This is a genomic window from Butyrivibrio hungatei (assembly GCF_900101605.1).
GTDB classification, from domain to species: Bacteria; Bacillota; Clostridia; order Lachnospirales; family Lachnospiraceae; genus Butyrivibrio; species Butyrivibrio hungatei_B.
The window spans coordinates 45435-66031 of the sequence record NZ_FMUR01000016.1; the positions used below are offsets into that span (position 1 = coordinate 45435).

The 20597-nt window shown below is 42.4% G+C and carries 15 protein-coding genes, 1 tRNA gene and 1 riboswitch; of the genes, 8 read left to right on the forward strand and 8 right to left on the reverse strand.

The features are described from left to right. Nucleotides 1-101: 101 nt before the first annotated feature. The 3 genes from BLP87_RS12530 to BLP87_RS12540 all read right to left on the reverse strand — a co-directional run bounded on the left by BLP87_RS12530 (nt 102) and on the right by BLP87_RS12540 (nt 6069). A tRNA-Leu gene (locus BLP87_RS12530) sits at nt 102-182 on the reverse strand. Between the two features lie 127 nt (nt 183-309). Beyond that, entirely contained in the window at nt 310-3087 is a 2778-nt protein-coding gene (locus tag BLP87_RS12535; RefSeq protein WP_074462967.1) for a transglycosylase domain-containing protein, read from the reverse strand. A 21-nt stretch (nt 3088-3108) separates the two neighbouring features. Continuing rightward, nucleotides 3109-6069, reverse strand: a complete 2961-nt coding sequence (locus BLP87_RS12540) for a transglycosylase domain-containing protein (RefSeq protein ID WP_074462968.1) — start codon at nt 6067-6069, stop codon at nt 3109-3111. 90 nt (nt 6070-6159) lie between these two features. Between BLP87_RS12540 and BLP87_RS12545 the strand changes: the two genes are divergently transcribed. Further along, the gene (locus BLP87_RS12545) at nt 6160-6792 is read left to right on the forward strand and encodes a YigZ family protein (protein WP_074462969.1); all 633 of its coding nucleotides are present in this window, start codon (nt 6160-6162) and stop codon (nt 6790-6792) included. A 263-nt stretch (nt 6793-7055) separates the two neighbouring features. Here the strand turns inward: BLP87_RS12545 and typA are convergent, their stop codons facing one another. After that, nucleotides 7056-8885, reverse strand: a complete 1830-nt coding sequence (gene typA / locus BLP87_RS12550; protein WP_074462970.1) for a translational GTPase TypA — start codon at nt 8883-8885, stop codon at nt 7056-7058. A 215-nt stretch (nt 8886-9100) separates the two neighbouring features. After that, a riboswitch (Lysine riboswitch) is annotated at nt 9101-9273 on the forward strand. 87 nt (nt 9274-9360) lie between these two features. Here typA and dapA point away from each other — a divergent pair. The 3 genes from dapA (at nt 9361) to hisA (ending at nt 11877) form a co-directional block, all read left to right on the forward strand. After that, on the forward strand, nt 9361-10245 hold the full coding sequence (dapA, locus tag BLP87_RS12555) for a 4-hydroxy-tetrahydrodipicolinate synthase (protein ID WP_074462971.1): 885 nt from the start codon (nt 9361-9363) through the stop codon (nt 10243-10245). 72 nt (nt 10246-10317) lie between these two features. Next, on the forward strand, nt 10318-11073 hold the full coding sequence (gene dapB, locus BLP87_RS12560) for a 4-hydroxy-tetrahydrodipicolinate reductase (RefSeq protein WP_074462972.1): 756 nt from the start codon (nt 10318-10320) through the stop codon (nt 11071-11073). Nucleotides 11074-11103: 30 nt separating this feature from the next. After that, the gene (gene hisA / locus BLP87_RS12565; protein ID WP_074462973.1) at nt 11104-11877 is read left to right on the forward strand and encodes a phosphoribosylformimino-5-aminoimidazole carboxamide ribotide isomerase; all 774 of its coding nucleotides are present in this window, start codon (nt 11104-11106) and stop codon (nt 11875-11877) included. A 152-nt stretch (nt 11878-12029) separates the two neighbouring features. Here hisA and BLP87_RS12570 read toward each other — a convergent pair whose 3' ends face one another. Continuing rightward, nucleotides 12030-12230, reverse strand: coding sequence for a cold-shock protein (locus tag BLP87_RS12570; protein WP_022755461.1), 201 nt, complete (start codon nt 12228-12230; stop codon nt 12030-12032). A gap of 206 nt (nt 12231-12436) precedes the next feature. Here BLP87_RS12570 and BLP87_RS12575 point away from each other — a divergent pair, with 206 nt between their 5' ends. After that, nucleotides 12437-12724 (forward strand): YerC/YecD family TrpR-related protein, encoded by a 288-nt coding sequence (locus tag BLP87_RS12575; protein ID WP_026514625.1) that lies wholly within the window; start codon nt 12437-12439, stop codon nt 12722-12724. 76 nt (nt 12725-12800) lie between these two features. Here BLP87_RS12575 and BLP87_RS12580 read toward each other — a convergent pair whose 3' ends face one another. From BLP87_RS12580 to BLP87_RS12590, 3 genes are all read right to left on the reverse strand, one after another. Continuing rightward, nucleotides 12801-13292, reverse strand: coding sequence for a bactofilin family protein (locus tag BLP87_RS12580; RefSeq protein WP_074462974.1), 492 nt, complete (start codon nt 13290-13292; stop codon nt 12801-12803). A gap of 14 nt (nt 13293-13306) precedes the next feature. Beyond that, the gene (locus BLP87_RS12585; RefSeq protein WP_081811946.1) at nt 13307-14110 is read right to left on the reverse strand and encodes a murein hydrolase activator EnvC family protein; all 804 of its coding nucleotides are present in this window, start codon (nt 14108-14110) and stop codon (nt 13307-13309) included. Between the two features lie 132 nt (nt 14111-14242). Next, on the reverse strand, nt 14243-16696 hold the full coding sequence (locus BLP87_RS12590) for a glycoside hydrolase family 94 protein (RefSeq protein ID WP_074462975.1): 2454 nt from the start codon (nt 16694-16696) through the stop codon (nt 14243-14245). A 375-nt stretch (nt 16697-17071) separates the two neighbouring features. On the opposite strand from BLP87_RS12590, the gene BLP87_RS12595 reads away from it, so the two are divergent. From BLP87_RS12595 to BLP87_RS12605, 3 genes are all read left to right on the forward strand, one after another. Further along, nucleotides 17072-18097 (forward strand): LacI family DNA-binding transcriptional regulator, encoded by a 1026-nt coding sequence (locus BLP87_RS12595; RefSeq protein ID WP_026656791.1) that lies wholly within the window; start codon nt 17072-17074, stop codon nt 18095-18097. Nucleotides 18098-18168: 71 nt separating this feature from the next. After that, nucleotides 18169-19572, forward strand: coding sequence for a type 2 periplasmic-binding domain-containing protein (locus tag BLP87_RS12600; protein WP_074462976.1), 1404 nt, complete (start codon nt 18169-18171; stop codon nt 19570-19572). A 91-nt stretch (nt 19573-19663) separates the two neighbouring features. Continuing rightward, entirely contained in the window at nt 19664-20572 is a 909-nt protein-coding gene (locus tag BLP87_RS12605) for a carbohydrate ABC transporter permease (protein ID WP_074462977.1), read from the forward strand. Nucleotides 20573-20597 lie beyond the last annotated feature (25 nt).

Below are 20597 nucleotides of genomic sequence, written 5' to 3' on the forward strand. Positions count from 1 at the left end.
AATTATCAAACACCCACAAACAATGTGTATGTCCTGTAATCCGCATAAATACAAAGAAAAGAGGCTGTTTATGAATCATCATAAACAACCTCAAACTATAATGCGGATAAAGGGACTTGAACCCTTACGTCGAAGACACTAGAACCTAAATCTAGCGCGTCTGCCAATTCCGCCATATCCGCATATGTCTAAACAGACAATAAAATGATTATACATATGTTGTGATGGCTTTGCAAGAGGGAAAAAGAAAACGCAGCCCGTAATGAACTGCGTTTTCAATAATTTACTTTTGAAATTTATATCCTATGATCAGCCGCCTTCATTGTTTCCTTCAGGTTGTGGTGGCGGATCGGGCTGCGGTTGAGGTTGTGGCTGTTCGCCCTGATTCTGACCATCCGGTGGTTGAGGCTGTGGATTTTGATCGCCTTGTGGCTGGCCTCCGCCACCGCCTCCTCCTGCACCTATCTGAGCTCTTTCGGCTGCGATAATACCTTCAATACCGGGCTGCGACATGAATTCCGCTGTGTGATGGCATGAACCTGCCATACCGCCGGTGCTTACGCCGCCCGAGAAGCCATCTGCAATTATCTCAAGTCTCTTTGGATCTCTTCCGCCGTAACCGATAGTCTTGAAAGGACATTCAGGTGATGCGGATTTGTGATCGAGCTGACATATTTCTCCCAGACTGTGAACGTCACATATTTCACTTGGAACATTGTCTTTATCAAAAATCTCACTTATTCCTCCACCACATCCTTCGAAGGGGAGAAGACCCGAAAGCGCACATACATTTTCGGTAACAATACCTGCAGGTTGCTCAAAGTGCATCGGATCGAGATCTTCATGTATCTTCTCCATGGTCTTTCTCCACAGGGATTTTGCGAGGTTATGCTCATCACCGCTACCGGGCAAATGTACGTTATTATCATAACCGGCCCATGTTGTTGCGGTATAATAGTTGGTATATCCGGCAAACCAAACATCTACGTTGCTGGTTGTTGTACCGGTCTTACCTGCGATATCTGTTTTACCGAAGTTTACAGATGTAGCGGTACCTTTTGTCACAACATCTTTCATTGCGCTTGTAAGAAGATAAGCGCTTGTCTCTTTAAGAGCACGCTCGCCTTCGGGAGCAATGTTATCAAGAAGAACATTTCCGTCATGGTCAAGAACCTGCACATACAAGTGTGGCTTATAATACATGCCGCCGCTTGCTATAGAGGCATATGCGGCATTAAGTTCCGAGCAATATACACCTTTTGCAATACCTCCAAGGGCAGTAGCCTGCTGATGACAGTCATTGTCAGTAAGTGTAGAAAAATGAAACCTATCTCTAAGATAATCGGAAGCAATTTCCGGAGTTATACGAGTTATATAAGTAAATGCCTCAACTGTCAAAACGTTAGCTGATTTGATTATTGCATATCTTACTGATTGAAGGCCTCTGTATTCAGCACCCCAGTGGTTTTTTACAGGTCGACCGGTATCATAATGAAATTCTGCATCCTTGAATGTTGTTGCAAGGGTGAGGTCACCGTGGTCGATTCCCGGTGCAAAGGTTGAAAGAACCTTAAATGTAGAACCGGGCTGTCTGGGAGACTTTGTGGCTCTGTTAAGTGAACGGTTGAATTTCTTATCGCCTCGTCCACCGATAAGCGCAACTATCTGGCCGTTCCGCTGGTCGCAGATTGTTATTGATACCTGAGGCTGAGGAACGTAATCAAGGAAAATATCTTTCTCGCCTACATATTCACCTTTTTCTTTATCGATAAGAGATTCTTTAAATTTCTCAACAGCGGCATCAACGTCTTCCTTGGACTTAAAGATCATTCTGTCTTTACCGACGTTTGGTTTTCCGCCGCCCATGAAAGTTGTCATTGCAAAGCTGTCATAGTTTTGCTTTACCGAACCGTCGGCATTACGAACAGTGATGGCAAGCTGAGGAAATAACTTTGTATTTTTTGGAAAGTTATCGGGGTTTCTGAAAACTTCGTCGCAGATACTCTGAATATGACTGTCCTGAGAGGAATAAATCTGAAGTCCTCCGGAATATACTGCCTGTTCAGCCTCATATTTGGTCATCGGCTTATTACCGGTCTGACTCATAAGTTTTTCATCCATAAGTGAGGCAATTACGTCATCAATAAGTGCATCGATAAAATAAGAGTTGGGCTTTTTGGTTCCTGCTTCTTCATTGATTGCTTTGATGCGGTCATATACTGCATCGGTTTTGGCAATATCGTATTCTTCCTGTGTGATGTATCCTTGCGTGAGCATCTTATCAAGGACGATATTTCTTTTTTCCTTATTGTTGTCAGGATGCCTTCTTGGATCGTATTTACTTGGGTTCTGAGTAATTCCGGCAATTACTGCACATTCCGAGAGGTCAAGTTCTTCTACTTTTTTGCCGAAATAATCGTTTGCTGCAGCCTGAACGCCATAGATACTCTGACCTAAGGCGATGGTATTCATGTAGTTTAAAAGAATATCTTCCTTGCTGATCTTTTTCTCAAGTTCTACTGCAAGGAACTGCTCCTGAATCTTACGTTTAATTCTGTCGAGCTTGGATTCTTTTGTCCAGGTCTCTCTGAATACCGTGTTCTTAATGAGCTGCTGGGTTATTGTACTTGCACCCTGAGACAGATCTCCTGATGAAAAAGCTTTGAATCCGGCACGGATCATACCGTGAATATCAATTCCGTTATGCTCGTAGAAACGCTCGTCTTCTACAGCAATAAAAGCGTTTGTCAGATTTTCGGGAATCTTATCCCTGTTCTCTTTGGCTATGGTCTGTCTGTTTGAATCAGCTGAGTCGATCTTCTTAATCTTATTTCCCTCTATGTCATAAACGAAAGAAGAAAATCCCGTGGGTTTAGCGAGGTTCTCAAGCTGATCGGTTTTTTCGTTGACCTGATCCTTGATTCCCATAAACACGCCGATTCCGGCGCTTGCAGTTATTATGATAGAACCTAAAATTGCTGAGATGAGAGAGTAGAAGCCGAAAAGACTGAATTTCTTTCCCCATCTGTCGGCACGTGCGCTAAGTGACTTTGCTTGCGCTACAATACCCCTTCTTCCAAAGTCCATAAAATGACCTCTCCTTTAGTATCAGTTATTCTGATTGTCACCGCCTTGGTTGTCATCGGGTTGCGGTGCAGGCTGCGGGTCCGGTTGAGGTTGTGGCTGTGGCTGTGGCGTGTTATCCTGGCTGTTCTGCCAATCGTGATTCTGGTCACCGCCATTGTCTTCGCCATGATTATCACCGCCGTGATCGTCGCCGCCATTATTATCGCCGTCATGGTAATCATTATTCTGGTCATCACCGTCGTGATCTCCCATAAATCCATTGAACCATTGTTCGAAAACGTTATTGTTCTGCCAGCTTTGCTGGTATGCTTCAACCTTATCCTGATTTCCGCTCTGTACCAATTCATTCGTGAGTATTTCAGCTATATTTCCCTGCGCCATAAATCCTGCGTCATGATGACAGTGATCGCCAAAAAAGCCATCAAAAAAACCACCGCCACCGCCACCGGAGTTGTCTCCTGTGTTGTTACCTCCTAGATTAAGAGGCTGTGCAAAGCCGTCCTTGATCTTTTCAAGTCTCATAGGGTCTCTTTCGCCGTTTATCTGGAAAGGACAAGTCGGGCATGCGGGCTTATGATCGATAAGACACATTGGCCCCATTCCGCCGGTATGCACATCACACATTTCGCTTTCGCCGGGAACATTATCTTTATCGAAAATTTCATTTATTACTTGGTCTCCGCATCCACCTGTCGGACGAAGACCTGACTTGGAACATACATCCATCTTTACAATGCCGTCCGGAACTTCGAATTGCTCTGCAGGAAGCTCTAAGTCGGCATGTATCTGTTGCATTACTTTTTTCCACATGGATTTTGCGAGATCATGTTCAGCGCCGCTGCCGGGCAAAGGATAATTGTTGTCGTAACCTGCCCAGGATGTTGCGGTGTAGTTGTTTGTAAAACCTGCAAACCATACATCTACGTTACCGGTTGTTGTACCTGTTTTACCTGCAATATCTCTGCTCTTGTCGAAGTTGACTGATGTAGCTGTACCTTTTGTTACAACGTCTTTCATTGCGCTCTTAAGAAGATAAGCGCTGGTTTCTTTGAGGGCACGTTCGCCTTCAGGCGCTGTATTGTCGATAAGCGTCTTTCCTTTGCAGTCTTCAACTCTCTGGAAAAGATGTGGTTTATAATATATACCGCCATTTGCTATAGTGGCATATGCTGCATTAAGCTCGTTGCAATATACACCATGTTCAACACCACCAAGGCAGGTTGCCTGCTGTTCAAGGTCAGTTTTTGTAAGTGTTGTGAAATGGAATTTATTCTTAAGGTAATCTGCACCAACTGCAGGAGTTATGTATGTGTATGCTTCAACTGTAAGAACGTTGGCAGATTTGATTATAGCGTATCGTACAGACTGAAGACCTCTGTATTCGGCACCCCAGTGGTTCTTAACAGCTCGGCCTCGTCCGTTGTCATAGCGGAATTCTGCATCCTTGAAGGTAGTAGCAAGGGTGAGGTCTCCATGGTCTATTCCGGGTGCAAAGCACGCAATAACCTTAAATGTTGAACCGGGCTGTCTTTTAGCCCCTGTTGCTCTGTTAAGTGATCTGTTTTGCTTCTTTTCGCCGCGTCCACCTATAAGTGCAACAATCTGACCGGTTTTTTGATCTGCAACTGTTAATGAGATCTGAGGCTGAGGAACGTATTCAAGAGATTCGTCATTCTCATTTACTTCATCACCTTCTTTAATAACAGATTCTTTGAATTTTGCAATGGCTGCATCTACATCTTCCTGAGATTTGAAGATCATTTTTTCTTTGCCGCCCATGAATTTATCCAGGTGAATACTGTTATAGTTATCAACCGAACCGTCTTTGTGATGAACAGTCAAAAGATACTGAGGATATATCTTTGTTCCCTTAGGATAATTATCGGGATTACTGTATATTTCATCACAGATACTCTGTATTTTTGTATTCTGTGATGAATAAACCTTAAGACCGCCGGAATAAACTTCGTTTATCGCCTCCTGTTTGGTCATGACTTTATCACCCATTATTTCTTCATCCATAAGTGAGTTAATAAGATCTTCAATAAGGGCATCAACAAAGTAAGAGTTAACTTTTTTGTTTTCTTCTGTTTCTTCATTCACAGATTTGATGCGGTCATATATATCATCTGATTTTGCAATGTCATATTCATCCTGTTTGATATAGCCCTGAGCGAGCATTTTATCAAGGACGATATTTCTTTTCTCTTTATTGTTCTCAGGATGTCTACGAGGGTCGTATTTGCTGGGGTTCTGAGTGATTCCGGCAATTACGGCACATTCTGAGAGGTCGAGGTCCTCGACATTTTTTCCGAAATAAGTTTTGGCAGCTGCCTGAACGCCGTAGACACTCTGTCCCAAGGCGATTGTGTTCATGTAGTTTACAAGAATATCTTCCTTGGTCTGTTGTTTTTCAAGTTCAACCGCAAGGAACTGCTCCTGAATCTTACGCTTAATTTTTTCAAGCTTGGATTCGTTTGTCCAGGTTTCGCTAAATACAGTGTTCTTAATAAGCTGCTGTGTAATTGTACTCGCACCCTGTGACATATCACCTGATGAAAGTGCTTTGAATCCGGCACGGATAATACCGTGAATATCAATTCCGTTGTGGTCGTAGAAACGTTCATCCTCTACGGCAACAAAAGCGTTTGACATATTCTCCGGAATCTTATCTTTGGTTACAACTACACGGTTTGAATCAGCAGCATCAAGTTTTGCAATCTGATTACCATCCTGATCGTATACAAATGTAGAAAAGCCCTTGGGAGTAGCAAGAGTCTCCAACTTACTTGCATAATCATTCGCCTGATCTTTTACACCCATAAAAACGCCGAGTCCGGCGCTGGCACCTATTATCGCTACGGCTAAAACTCCTGATATCAGAGAGTAAAAACCTAACAGTCCAAATTTTTTCCCCCACTTATCGGTACCGGAACTTAGCACTCGGGCTTGAGATACGATACCTCGTTTACCATAATTCATATATCAACCTCTCTTTTTATTCCTTTTATAATGTATGTTAGTATACCACTAATTGAAGATATTATAAAGAAAGTGTGTTATTATGGCTTTATGAGTGAGATTAAAACGTATAAAGTGGTAACAAAAGAAGGAACGGGCGAGATTGTTGAGAAAAAGTCCAGATTTATAGGTGCTTCTTATATAGTTGAGTCTGTTGAAGACGCAGAAAAGAAGATTGCAGAGGTGTCAAAAAAATACTGGGATGCGCGGCACAACTGCTATGCCTACGTGATAGGAAAAAACAGCGAGAATACCAGATGCAGTGACAACGGAGAGCCCTCGGGAACCGCGGGGAAGCCCATACTTGAGGTAATCACGGGCGCGGGACTTACCAATACACTTGTAATAGTTACAAGATATTTCGGGGGAGTTCTTCTCGGTACCGGAGGCCTTGTTAGAGCCTATACACAGGCCGCTCAGGCGGCTGTTGCGGCATCCGAAACGGGTGAGATGGTATACGCGAGACAGCTTACGATAGAAGTCGCATACAATATGATAAATAACGTAAAATATTTCCTTGAACAAAATAAAATTTCCATAAGCGATCCGAGGTATACGGAAAATGTTCAATATGACATTTGTGTAAAAGAAGAAGACAAAGAAAAAATCACCGAAGGCCTAATTCAAAAGTGTGAAGGGAAGATTACTATAACTGAAGGCGATGCGGGATACTACCTCATGTAAGTATTCGGAAAAAATCAGGAAGACTCTGGAAAAAAGAATCTTGCAATACATAAAAATAAGGCAGACTCAGGGAAAAAGAACCTTGCAATAAAAAAACAAGACATATATATAATGGATTGCGATTTTGTGCCACGGAAATGAGACTAACAAATCGTGAATGCTGACTTCTTTAATGGTTACTTAGTCTCATTGGAGTGTTTGGCACAATCAGAGCAATACAATATATATATGTCTTGTTTTTTATAATGTAACCCTTTTAGGGTTTACTTTTTGAATCCGGCTCTCTTACGAAGTGTAGGATCGAGAATTCTCTTACGGATACGAAGGCTTGTAGGTGTAACCTCAAGAAGCTCATCGTTATCGATGAATTCGATTGCCTGCTCAAGAGACATGATTCTCGGAGGAACAAGTCTCAATGCTTCGTCTGAAGATGAAGTTCTTGTATTTGTAAGATGCTTTGTCTTACATACGTTAACTTCAACGTCTTCACTCTTTCCGCTGGTTCCGATTACCATTCCGGAATAAACCTTGTCGCCTGTCTTAATAAAGAGCTGACCTCTGTCCTGAGCATTGAAAAGACCGTAAGCTGTAGCTTCACCTGTCTCGAATGCGATTACGGAGCCGGTCTTTCTATAGTTCATATCTCCCTTATAAGGAGCATATCCGTCAAAGATTGTATTGATGATTCCGTTACCCTTTGTATCAGTCATGAACTCACCTCTGTAACCGATAAGTCCACGTGAAGGGATATTGAATTCAATACGTGTATATCCGCCGTTTCCGGCACCCATGTTTACAAGCTCACCTTTTCTTTCGCCGAGCTTCTGGATAACGCTTCCTGAGAACTCGTCGGGAACGTCGATGTAGCATTTTTCCATAGGCTCAAGTTTCTGGCCGCTTTCATCTGTATGATAGATAACCTCAGCCTTACTTACAGCAAACTCGAATCCTTCACGGCGCATTGTCTCGATAAGAACTGAGAGGTGAAGCTCGCCTCGGCCTGAAACCTTGAATGTCTCCGTTGTATCTGTATCTTCTACACGAAGAGAAACGTCTGTGTTGAGCTCTTTGTAAAGTCTGTCTCTGAGGTGACGTGAAGTAACATACTTACCTTCCTGACCTGCGAGAGGAGAGTCGTTTACAATGAAGTTCATTGAGATAGTAGGCTCTGAGATCTTCTGGAAAGGAATTGCAACCTGCTCGTCAACTGAACAGATTGTATCACCGATCTTGAGGTCTTCGATACCGGAGATGGCAACGATAGAACCTATCTTTGCCTCCTGAACTTCAACTCTTCCAAGACCGTCGTACTCATAGAGCTTGCTGATCTTGGTCTTAACGCGTCTTTCGGGCTCGTGGTGGTTTACTACGATAACTTCCTGGTTTACTTTAACAACACCGTTATCAACCTTACCTACACCGATACGTCCTACATACTCGTTGTAGTCAATAGTGCTGATAAGGACCTGTGTGCTCGCATCGGGATCGCCGACAGGAGCGGGGATATAATTGATAATTGTATCAAGAAGAGGCTTCATATCCTTGCCTGCTTCATCAAGTGAAAGAGATGATGTTCCTGCTTTTGCGGAAGCGAATACGAACGGACAGTCAAGCTGGTTGTCATCTGCACCAAGGTCGATGAGAAGTTCAAGAACTTCATCGATAACTTCGTTAGGTCTTGCTTCCGGTCTGTCAATCTTGTTGACACATACGATAACGGGAAGACCTAAAGACATGGCCTTTCCAAGAACGAACTTGGTCTGGGGCATGGGGCCTTCAAAAGCGTCAACAACAAGGATAACGCCGTTGACCATCTTAAGTACACGCTCAACCTCGCCGCCGAAATCAGCGTGGCCTGGAGTGTCGATGATATTGATCTTGATATCTTTATAAGTAATAGCTGTATTCTTAGACATGATTGTGATTCCACGCTCTTTTTCGATATCGCCGGAATCCATTACGCGCTCTACAACTTCCTGACCTTCGCGGAAAACACCGCTCTGTCTCAAAAGTCCGTCAACCAGAGTTGTCTTACCGTGGTCAACGTGTGCAATTATCGCAACGTTTCTAACATCATTTCTCGTTTGCTTCATAATTAAATAACTCCTCAGATTTAAAAGACAAAAAACTATTATTTTTCAAACTAAAGTAGTATAACACGCGATTTTTTGATATTCAACCCAAAATATTATGCAGATTCCGAGCGGAAGTCAGAAAGTAAACGGTATGTAGTGAGTGCTTACTTTTGTGTAAAATGTGCGACACTGTTGACAGTCCATTGACGCTGGTGTAGTATCTTTATAAGAAACAGTTGGATAGAGGTTGCGTATTTAATAAGTAACGCTGCTGATGTGACAGGCACAGATGAAGCGGCATGAAAGGGAAATACGCCGAAAGGGTTGACTCCCTGAAGGTCAATTGCTTGGGCATACGGTTAAGAACCGTGTGACTGTCATCTAAGGATGGGGCGCTATCAACATTATTCTTTTTATAGTGAAAAGATTATGTTACCGGCTCCCAGTATGATTACGGAGCCGGTTTTTTGCGCTATTTATTAAGGAGGAAGAAATGGCAATATTTAAAGGAGCAGGCGTTGCGATCGCAACACCATTTAAGGAAAACGGAGAGGTTAATTACGAGGAGTTCGGACGTCTTATCGAGTTCCAGATCGAGAACGGAACAGACGCGATCATTGTTTGCGGAACAACAGGTGAAGCAGCTACCATGACGGAAGAAGAGCACATGGATGTTGTGAAGTACTGTATAGATAAAGTTGCAAAAAGAGTTCCCGTTATCGCAGGAACCGGCTCAAACTGCACAGAGACAGCAATAAAGCTCTCTAAGCTTGCTGAAAGTTACGGCGCAGATGCGCTTTTGTGTGTAACACCATATTACAATAAGGCTACACAGGGCGGTCTTGTTGCACACTTTTCAGCAATCGCCGATGCAGTAAACATTCCTATTATTCTTTACAATGTACCGAGCAGAACGGGATGCAACATTCTTCCCGAGACAGCGGTTAAGCTCTGCAAGGAGAAAAAGAATATCGTAGCCATCAAGGATGCTACAGGAAACATGTCTCAGACTATCAAGATGATGCAGCTTGCAGACGGATGCATCGATCTTTATTCCGGAGATGACGATCAGATCGTGCCTCTTATGTCAGTCGGCGGTCTTGGAGTAATTTCGGTTCTTGCAAATGTTGCACCTGCTCAGACACATGAGATTTGTCAAAAGTGTCTTGAAGGAGATTATGAGACGGCAAGAAAGCTTCAGTTCAAGGCATATCCTCTTGTAAAAGCTCTTTTCTCAGAGGTTAATCCTATTCCCGTTAAGAGTGCACTTAAGATGATTGGATTTGCAGCAGGTCCGCTTCGCCTTCCTCTTACAGAGATGGAGCCCGAGAATTGCGCTAAGCTCAAGGAAGAGATGAAGAAGTTTGGTCTTATCTGATGAAATATTGAAACGGATGGCGTTTCTTATATTAAACAGCTTGGATTATGCAGATTTGGAAAGGAAACAAAAATGACAAAAATGATCATGCACGGCTGCAACGGCCGTATGGGCAAGGTTATCATAGACCTTGTCAAGGAAGATAATGATATAGAAGTGGTTGCGGGTGTTGATGCTTATGGCGACAACAATTACGATTTTCCCGTGTACAGAAGCCTTAATGAATGTAGCACAGAAGCCGATGTTATCGTTGATTTCTCCAATGCTTCTGCAGTAGACGGACTTCTTGACTATTGCACAGCCAAGAATGTTCCCGTTGTTCTTTGCTCAACAGGACTTTCTGAGGAGCAGCTTAAGAAGGTAAAAGAAGCTTCTACAAAGGTTGCTGTTCTTAAGTCTGCAAATATGTCGGTTGGTGTAAATGCGCTTATCAAGGTGCTCAAGGAAGTTTCACCGATGTTTGCGGCTGCGGGATTTGATATCGAGATAGTAGAAAAGCACCACAACCAGAAGCTTGATTCACCCAGCGGAACAGCGATCGCGCTTGCTGACAGCATTAACGAGTCCCTCAATAATGAGATGGATTATGTATATGACAGAAGTACAAGAAGAGAGAAGAGACCTCAGAAGGAGATTGGTATATCTGCCGTACGTGGCGGAACGATCGTAGGTGACCACGATGTTATCTTTGCAGGACACGACGAGGTTGTAACTCTTTCTCACAGAGCATATTCAAGAGCAATCTTTGGAAAAGGTGCGATCCAGGCGGCTAAGTTCCTTTCAGGGAAGCAGGCGGGATTGTATGATATGTCGGATGTACTTGCCTGACTGATAGACGTAGCACCTGAGGAGAAACGTATGAGATTCAGACCTTGTATTGATATTCATAACGGCAAGGTGAAGCAGATAGTGGGGAGCAGCCTTCGTGATAAAAATGACGAGGCAAAAGAAAACTATGTAGCTTCACAGGATGCCGCATTTTACGCCGGGATGTATCGGGAGATGGGGCTTACGGGCGGACATATAATATTACTCAATCCTGTAAGCAGCCCCTTCTATGAAGAAACGAAAAAACTGGCGATTGGAGCTTTGGGGGCATGCCCCGGACTCATGCAGGTAGGCGGCGGTATAACGGCTGAGAACGCCGCAGAATTTATAAATGCGGGTGCATCTCATGTTATCGTCACTTCTTATGTGTTTAAGGACGGAGAGATCAATTATACCAATTTACAGAAGCTTAAAGAGGCTGTCGGAAAAGAAAAGGTTGTTCTTGATCTTTCATGTAAAAATGTAGACGGAAAGTATTACATAGTAACAGACAGGTGGCAGAAGCTTACTGATGTTGAGCTTAATGAGGGAACGCTTGATCTGCTTTCAGAGTATTGCGATGAGTTTCTTGTTCATGCGGCTGATGTTGAAGGCAAGCAAAAAGGTATAGAGAAGAACGTGGTGAAAATCCTCGGAGACTGGGGAAAGATACCTGTTACCTATGCCGGAGGAGCAGGAAGTCTGGACGATGTAAAAGAGCTAAAGGAAATCGGAAAGGGAAGAGTAGATGTCACAATAGGCAGTGCCCTTGAGATTTTCGGCGGTAGCCTTAAGCTGGAAGATATAATCGATATATGTAAATGATATAAAAAATGTCCAAAAAAGCCATCCAACAAATGTTGGATGGCTCTGTTGATTAATCATCTATACAATATTGCAAATTCTAAATATTTATTTTTATATTTAAGAATAAGTCGACTTGTAGTCTGATTAATTAGCTTCAACTTTTTGATTAATTAAAGCTTGTTTACGTTTACGGCCTGAGGTCCTTTTTCGCCCTGGATTACATCGTACTCAACTGAAGCGCCTTCGTCGAGAGACTTGAAGCCTTCCATGTTAAGTCCTGAATAATGTACGAATACATCGTTTCCAGCCTCATCAGAGATAAAGCCATAACCTTTCTGGTTGTTGAACCACTTAACAGTACCTTTGTTCATTGTAATACCTCCACTAAAAAATAAAAAAATAATCGTTCTGTTGTCCATGACAACAAACTAACAATAGCATAAATAGCTAAAAAAGTAAAGTATATCTTCCTATTTACTTTAAGATTTTAAAGTGATAAAATATATAAGCACAAAGGTTTATTATTAACGCAATATAGTTTACAAATTTGTGTTAGAAAAATCGGAGGGATGGCGAAATGAACAAAAAGATTAGAACAGATGCTGTGGATCATCTGTTTGACGCAATTCTATGCCTTCAGAATAAAGATGAATGTTATAGTTTTTTCGATGATCTTTGCACCGTGAACGAACTTTTATCTCTTTCTCAGAGATTTGAGGTGGCTTCAATGCTTAAAGAGCATAAGACATACCTTGAGATTGCAGAGAAGACAGGAGCATCAACAGCGACCATCAGCAGAGTTAACCGCTCGTTGAATTACGGCGATGATGGATATGAGCTCGTATTCGATAGATTGCAAGAGTGATTTCGGAATTGATATTGGGTCAAAAATATAAGCGCTTCGATTTTAATCGAAGCGCTTATTTAATCTGAAAATTTACTTAAATTACTTTTTTCTCGTCGGATTCATTAGCCTCCGAATTGTTTTCATTATCGGCTTCATTTGATTCCTTTACGGCAGCAGCTCTTTCTTTTGCAATATCTGCCGAATTTCTCTCAAGACCGGTCATTTCGCATCTGCCCTGGAAAATAGCATTTTCATCGATAATAATACCTTTGCAGATGACGTCGCCGACAACTTTTCCAGTATCGCTGATCTCAACTTTTCCCTGCGGAGCAGAGAGATTTCCGTTTACTTCGCCGGCTACATAAATATTTACGCCGGAAGCAGTTCCAAAAATTTTACCTTCCTGACCTACAATGAGAGCACCGCTAATATTAACGTTGCCTTTGATAGTGCCATCGATCCTTGTTGAATCTTTTGTAGTAAGTGGGCCGTCGATTACGGCACCGGGACCGATAATAGTTCCTACCTGCTCAAGTATTTCATTGTCAGTTGCATTGGTAGAATCTTTTTTAGTGTTTCCAAACATAATGAATCCTCCATTTAACCCTTGATATCCATTACATCTTCAGGATTTACGTATTTCTCATCCTTCTGTATCTGATATCCTAAAGTTTTGTTCTGGCTGCCTACAACGTACAACAGGTCGCCCCTGTCAACGGTATCGCCTTCCGAAACAACAGGTGTGCCTTCGTTTCGGTAAATTGAAATATATCCGTTTCCATGATCGATGGAAACAATGTGTCCAAACTTCGCGTCTGAAGTTACGGTCATAATTTTTCCGTTTCCGGTAGCTATAATATTACTTCCGGAAGCTGCTGTAAATAGAACCAGAGGATTTCCTGTTGCGGTATCCTTGTTCTTGTCGGTAAGCTTGGTTATATTGGTGGCATTCGGATCATCCACTGCTTGGGTGGGAAGCGGTGTGGTTCCTGTCAAAGGAAAGCCTGAAGGAACTGCCAACTTTTCAGCCTCTTCACTAGCCTGACGCTCGTTCTTAAGTCTTTCACTGAGGGCAGCCTGAATATGTTCCGAATTGGAACTTGCGCTCTCGTATGACGCTGCGAGACTACTGTTTTCTTCTTGAAGATCTGAGATTTCTTGCTTCTGTTCGGCTTGTATAGCCTTCAAATTAGAAATGGTCATAATACTATAGATAATGTAGCATCCTAAAAATAATGCAAAAGCAAAAATTGAGTATGCCAACCATTGTGTTTGGGAATGATTCAGATGGAGACGCTTCGTTACACCGTCAGAGTCTCCGGAAATAACCATAAATGTATAACTTCGCTTGTGTCTGTGTTTTCTGTGGTACCTTTGCTGTCTGGGCTTACTAATAGTACTCATATTCACCTCCGACTTAGACACTGTATTTTAACATATAATCGGTCAATCGTGCAACTTTACATGAATAGGGCCCGCGAAAACGCAGATAAATAGCGCTTTCGCAGGCCCTGAAGAATAGGAGTATAATTATGATCAACCCATAACAGCTTCTACTGTGTATTCTTTTACGCCTTCTTCGTATGGGATGATATTTCCGCTTATTTCTTTTCCGTTTACGGTAAGTTTCTTGATACCCTTCTGAGCACCGTTCTGCTTAACGTTGATGTTGTAAGTAGCACCGCGGTATTTTCTGGTGAGAGTGAAGTCACCGAAATCTGCGGGCACACAAGGATCGATTGAAAGACCGTTGTGTGTAGGATATACACCCAGGATGTACTGGGAGATATTTACAAATGTCCATGCAGCTGTTCCTGTAAGCCAGCTGTTCTTGCCCTGACCAAAGAACTTAGCGTCTCTTCCTGCAACCATCTGAGAGTATACATAAGGCTCGGTGCAGTGAACTTCGCTGATATCCTCGATGTAAGCAGGACATGTCTTCTTGTAGATCTCGAAAGCTCTGTCGCCGTGTCCGAGAACAGTCTCAGCGATAGATACCCAAGGATTGTTGTGGCAGAAGATACCGCCGTTCTCCTTGTATCCAGGTGGATATGAACTAACTTCACCAAGTTCGAGATGATATTTTGTGTAAGCAGGCTGTAAGATCATTACGCCGTACTTTGTATCAAGTCTTTCTTCAACGCTCTTAAGAGCTTTCTCTGCAAGACCTTCTTTTACGCCGATTCCTGCAAGAACGCAGAAGCCCTGAGGCTCGATGAAGATCTGACCTTCTTCACATTCTTTTGAACCAACCTTGTTGGAATTAGCATCGTAAGCTCTTACGAACCATTCGCCGTCCCAACCTGCTGTGCAAGCTGCATCGTAAACTTTCTTGATTTCTTCTCTTGCTCTCTTTGCTTCAGCATCATCGCCGAGGAGCTCAGCAAGCTGTGCATATTCTTCACCGTATTTTACAAACATACCTGCGATGAATACTGACTCTGCAACAGGACCTTCCGAAGGACCGAATGTCTGGAATGACTCACCGGGATGCTCTGAGAAGCAGTTGAGGTTGAGACAGTCGTTCCAGTCTGCACGTCCGATAAGAGGAAGACCATGAGGGCCCTTGTGAGTGGCAGTGAAGTTGAATGAGCACTTAAGGTGATCCATAAGTGTCTTTGCAACGCTCATATCATTATCGAAAGGAACCATTTCTTTCAAGATAGAAAGGTCACCTGTTTCTCTTACATATGCGCTTGTGCCTGCGATGAGCCAGAGCGGATCGTCGTTGAATCCTGATCCGATGTCTGAGTTACCCTTCTTTGTAAGGGGCTGGTACTGATGGTAAGCGCTTCCGTCCTGGAACTGAGTAGAAGCGATATCAATGATACGCTGTCTTGCTCTGTCCGGAATGAGGTGTACGAAACCGAGAAGATCCTGACAAGAATCTCTGAATCCCATTCCACGGCCGATACCTGACTCGTAATAAGAAGCAGATCTTGACATGTTGAATGTAACCATACACTGATACTGGTTCCAGATATTTACCATGCGGTCAACCTTCTCGTTTGAAGAAGATACATGATAGATTCCGAGAAGATTCTTCCAGTAATCGTTAAGCTCGGCAAGTGCCTTGTCGAAAGCTTCTTCAGTCTTGTAAGCATCAAGAAGTGCGTATGCAGGCTTCTTGTTGATAACACCGTGTGATTCCCACTTGTCATCTTCAGGGTTCTCGATGTATCCGAGTGTGAAGATGAATGTCTTGGATTCGCCGGGCTTAAGGTTGATGTTGATCTGGTGAGCAGCTATAGGAGACCATCCGCTTGCAACAGAACCTGTGCACTTTCCGGCAGCAACGGCATCCGGGCTGTCAGGTCCGTTGTATGCTCCGAGGAATGCGTCTCTGCTTGTGTCAAAGCCGTCAACCTTTGTATTTACGCCGTAAACCGCATAGTGATTTCTACGCTCTCTGTACTCTGTCTTGTGGAAAAGAGTCGATCCGTCGTTTGTTACTTCAACTTCACCTGTGCTGAGGTTACGCTGGAAGTTCTTCATATCGTCATCTGCATTCCACAGACACCATTCTACATATGAAAAGAGAACGAGCTTAGCATCTTCTTTCTTATTATTTGTGACAGTGATCTTGGAAACCTCACAATTATCATTCATAGGAACGAAAGTTAACACATCGGCTTTAATATCTGATTTTGATGATGAAAACTTGCTATAACCTAATCCGTGACGGCACTCGTAGCTGTCAAGAGTTGTCTTTACAGGCTGCCATCCGGGATTCCAGATAACTTCATTTGCTTTATCTGTTTCATCCTTAATATAGAAATATTTACCGTTGTTATCATAAGGAACATTGTTATAACGGTATCTTGTGAGCCTTAAAAGCTTGGCATCTTTATAGAATGTGTATCCGCCGCAAGTATTTGATATTAATGAGAAAAATTCCTTGTTTCCGAGGTAGTTGATCCAGGGAAGAGGAGTCTTTGGTGTAGTGATGACGTATTCACATGCATTGTCATCAAAGTAGCCGAATTTCATAAATATAACCTCCGTTCACTTAAACGTTTAAGATAATTACTAGAGACATTATATATGGGAAGGCACTATATTGCAACACAAAATATCACAAATATTATTACCCTTAAACCGTTGCCCTGTGCGCGTTTCAGAGATAACACGCATAAAACCGCAGATGGATACTGGGGATAAATGATATTCCGAAAACGTTTTACTAAATCATTAACTAATCGTAACCAAAATCAGAATTATATATGAAAAAAGAGAGTGGATTTTGTAAAAAACAAACAAAGATATATAATTTGCACAAAAAAAGTGATTTTTTTATTGCTTCCAAAGTCATTATGATGTATATTTATCGTGCGAAAACGATTAAGTTCAAAGGTATTTATTGTTATGGCTAAGCGTAATGTTTCATTAAAGGATATTGCCGTTGCTTGTGGAGTGTCCATAGCTACAGTGTCTAAGGCACTAAACGATCATAGCGACATAGGGCAGGAAACTAAGGAACATATACGGGCAGTTGCTGATAAGCTCGGATATCATCCGAATGCGGCTGCGCAGGCTCTTAAGACGAACAGGACCAACAATATCGGTGTCTTGTTTGTAGATGAAGCCAACAGCGGTCTCACACATGATTATTTCAATCATGTGCTTAACAGTTTTAAGAAGACTGCGGAGGAGAACGGTTTTGATATAACCTTCATCAATGGAGGCAAGGCGAAGATCAATAATATGTCCTATCTGTCACATGCGATATACAGGGGCTTTGACGGAGTGGTTATAGCATGTGTTGATTTCTCCGATCCGGAAGTTGAGGAGCTTATTAAGAGCAATATACCGGTGGTCACGATCGACCATATCTTTTTTAACAGGACTTCAGTCGTGTCTGACAATGTAAAAGGGATGAGAGAGCTTGTAAATTATGTTTACGGGCAGGGACACAGGAAAGTGGCATATGTTCACGGTGCCGGTTCATCCGTTACACAGAACAGACTTACAAGTTTTTATAAGACACTTCAGGAATTGGGAGTAGAGATTCCGGATGAATATGTAGTTGTATCTCCTTATAGAGATACTGATGCCGCATATGAGGCAACTAACAAACTTTTGGATCTTCCGGAACCGCCTACATGCATTCTTTATCCCGATGATTTTGCGGCACTTGGTGGAATAAATGCTATAAGACAGAGAAATCTTAGAATACCGGAAGATATATCAATTGCAGGATATGATGGACTTGAACTTGCAAAGCGTCTTTCTCCGAGACTTACCACAGTGGTGCAGAATTCTGAGAAAATCGGTGGAATAGCGGCAACCAAATTGATCGATCTTATAAATAATCCTAAGGGGACACTGGTTGAGCAGATTGTAGTTGAAGGTACATTGGAAAAAGGGGAATCCGTTAAAAAGATTCAATAAGATTTGAGATGGCTTAGCCATTTTAAATACACACAACAATTATTTAACGCAAAAGAATGGGAGGTACGGTTATGAAGAAAAGAGTACTTGGGTTACTTCTTTCTATGACTATGGTAGCAGGAATGCTCACTGCTTGCGGCGGAAATGCAAACACTGCTGCTTCAACCGGAGCATCAGCTGATGGAAACGCAGCAGATGCAACTGCAGCAGATGCACCTGCAGCTGCTGGAGATGAGGGTAAAGTCCTCAATATTTACTGCTGGAACGAAGAGTTCAAGAGCAGAGTTGCAGATCACTATCCTGGATATACAGAGACAGATGCTACTTCAGGAAAAATCGGTGATGTTACTGTAAAGTGGAACATCACACCTAACGAGAACAATGCTTATCAGAACAACCTCGATGAGGCACTTCTTAAGCAGGCTGATGCAGCTGCTGATGATAAGATTGATATTTTCCTTGTAGAGGCTGACTACGCACTTAAATATGTAGATGCTGACGTTTCAATGCCTGTTGCAGATCTTGGTATCGCAGACGCTGACATTGCTAACCAGTACAAATATACACAGGATGTTATGACAGATTCTAACGGAAAGCTCAAGGGTCTTTCATGGCAGGGCTGCCCCGGTGTTCTTATTTACAACCGTGCGGCTGCTAAAGAAGTTCTTGGATCAGACGATCCTGCTGAAGTTCAGAAGTCTGTAGCTGATTGGGATACATTCCTTAAGACAGCTGAGCAGATGAAGGCTAAGGGCTACAGCATGACATCAACAACTAACGATGCTTATCGTGTATTCTCTAACAACGTTTCTTCTAAGTGGGTACAGGATGGTGTAGTTAAAGTTGATCCCAGCATCATGAAATGGGTTGAGATGACAAAGAAGATGGTTGACGCTAAAGAGGTTGGTTCTACATCAGATCTTTGGAGCGATGACTGGAGCAAGGGATTCTATCCTGACGGAAAGACATTCTGCTACTTTGGACCCGCTTGGATGATCAACTTCTCAATGGCTGCTGATACAGAAGGCTCAATCGCTCACGACGGTGGTTGGGGTGCAACAGAGGGCCCTCAGGGATTCTTCTGGGGCGGAACATGGATCTGCGCAGCTCAGGGAACAGACAATGCTTCACTTGTTGCAGATATCATGAAGCAGCTCACAACAAACAAGGATATCATGCTTGATATCGTTGCTAAGGACAGTGATTTCGTAAACAACAAGCCTGCTATGGAAGAAGCAGCAACTAAGGACGAGTATGCATTTGCTCCTCTTGGTGGACAGAACCCTCTTGCAATGTTCTGCAACGGTGCTGAGAAGTGCGATCTTTCTAACCAGTGCGAATATGATCAGGGTTGTAACGAAGAGTTCCAGAAAGCTATGAAGAACTACTTCGATGGCAACGCTACTCTCGACCAGGCTCTTGAAATGTTCAATTCAGCTATCGTTGAGAAGTATCCTGAATTAAAGACTGAGTAATCAGTAAGTAATAGGTAGTTTTAGATTTATCATTGTGGAACGCATTGTTCACAATGCGTTCCACAAATATTTATTCAGAAGGGTAACGGGTATGAAAAAGAAGAGTAAAGTAGTCAGTTATAATAAATGGGGCTACATTTTCCTTATTCCGTTCGTGGTAATTTATCTGGTATTTCAGATGATACCGCTTTTTTCAACAATTTATAATTCATTCTTTGAGAATTATCGCTCGGGATTAAAACAGATTGGTCCGAATTTTGTCGGATTACAAAATTTTGCAACAATAATTACAAACGGAGATCTTCCTACATATTTAAAGAATACTTTGATAATGTGGATTTTGGGATTTGTCCCTCAGATCCTTCTCTCACTTTTATTGGGAGCATGGTTTACAGATCCGTCACTGCGTTTGAAGGCACAAGGCTTTTTTAAGACAGTTATTTACCTTCCCAATTTGATAATGGCTTCTGCATTTGCGATGTTGTTTTTCACATTGTTCTCAAATTCAGGCCCTATCAATTCAATCTTGGTACAAATTGGATTTTTAAAAGAACCTTATCAGTTTATGTCACATGTATGGTCGGTTCGTGGCTTGGTTGCTTTTATGAACTGCCTTATGTGGTTTGGAAATACGACAATTCTTTTGATGGCGGGAATGATGGGGATTGACCCTTCACTTTTCGAAGCAGCACAGGTTGACGGTGCTACAGCCACTCAAATTTTTTATAAAATTACATTGCCTTTGTTAAAACCGATTCTTATTTATGTTATGATTACATCATTGATCGGTGGACTCCAGATGTTTGACGTACCTCAGATCCTGACAAACGGTACCGGTGATCCTATGAGATCTTCAATGACCTTGATCATGTATCTTAACAAGCATCTTTTCAGTAAGAACTTTGGTCTTGGTGGAGCTCTTTCGGTATTCATGTTTATTATTACCGGTATACTTAGCTTGATCGTCTTCAAGTTTACGGCAAGCGAAGATAAGGATTGATTTGGAGGCTTAACAATGGAAGAAA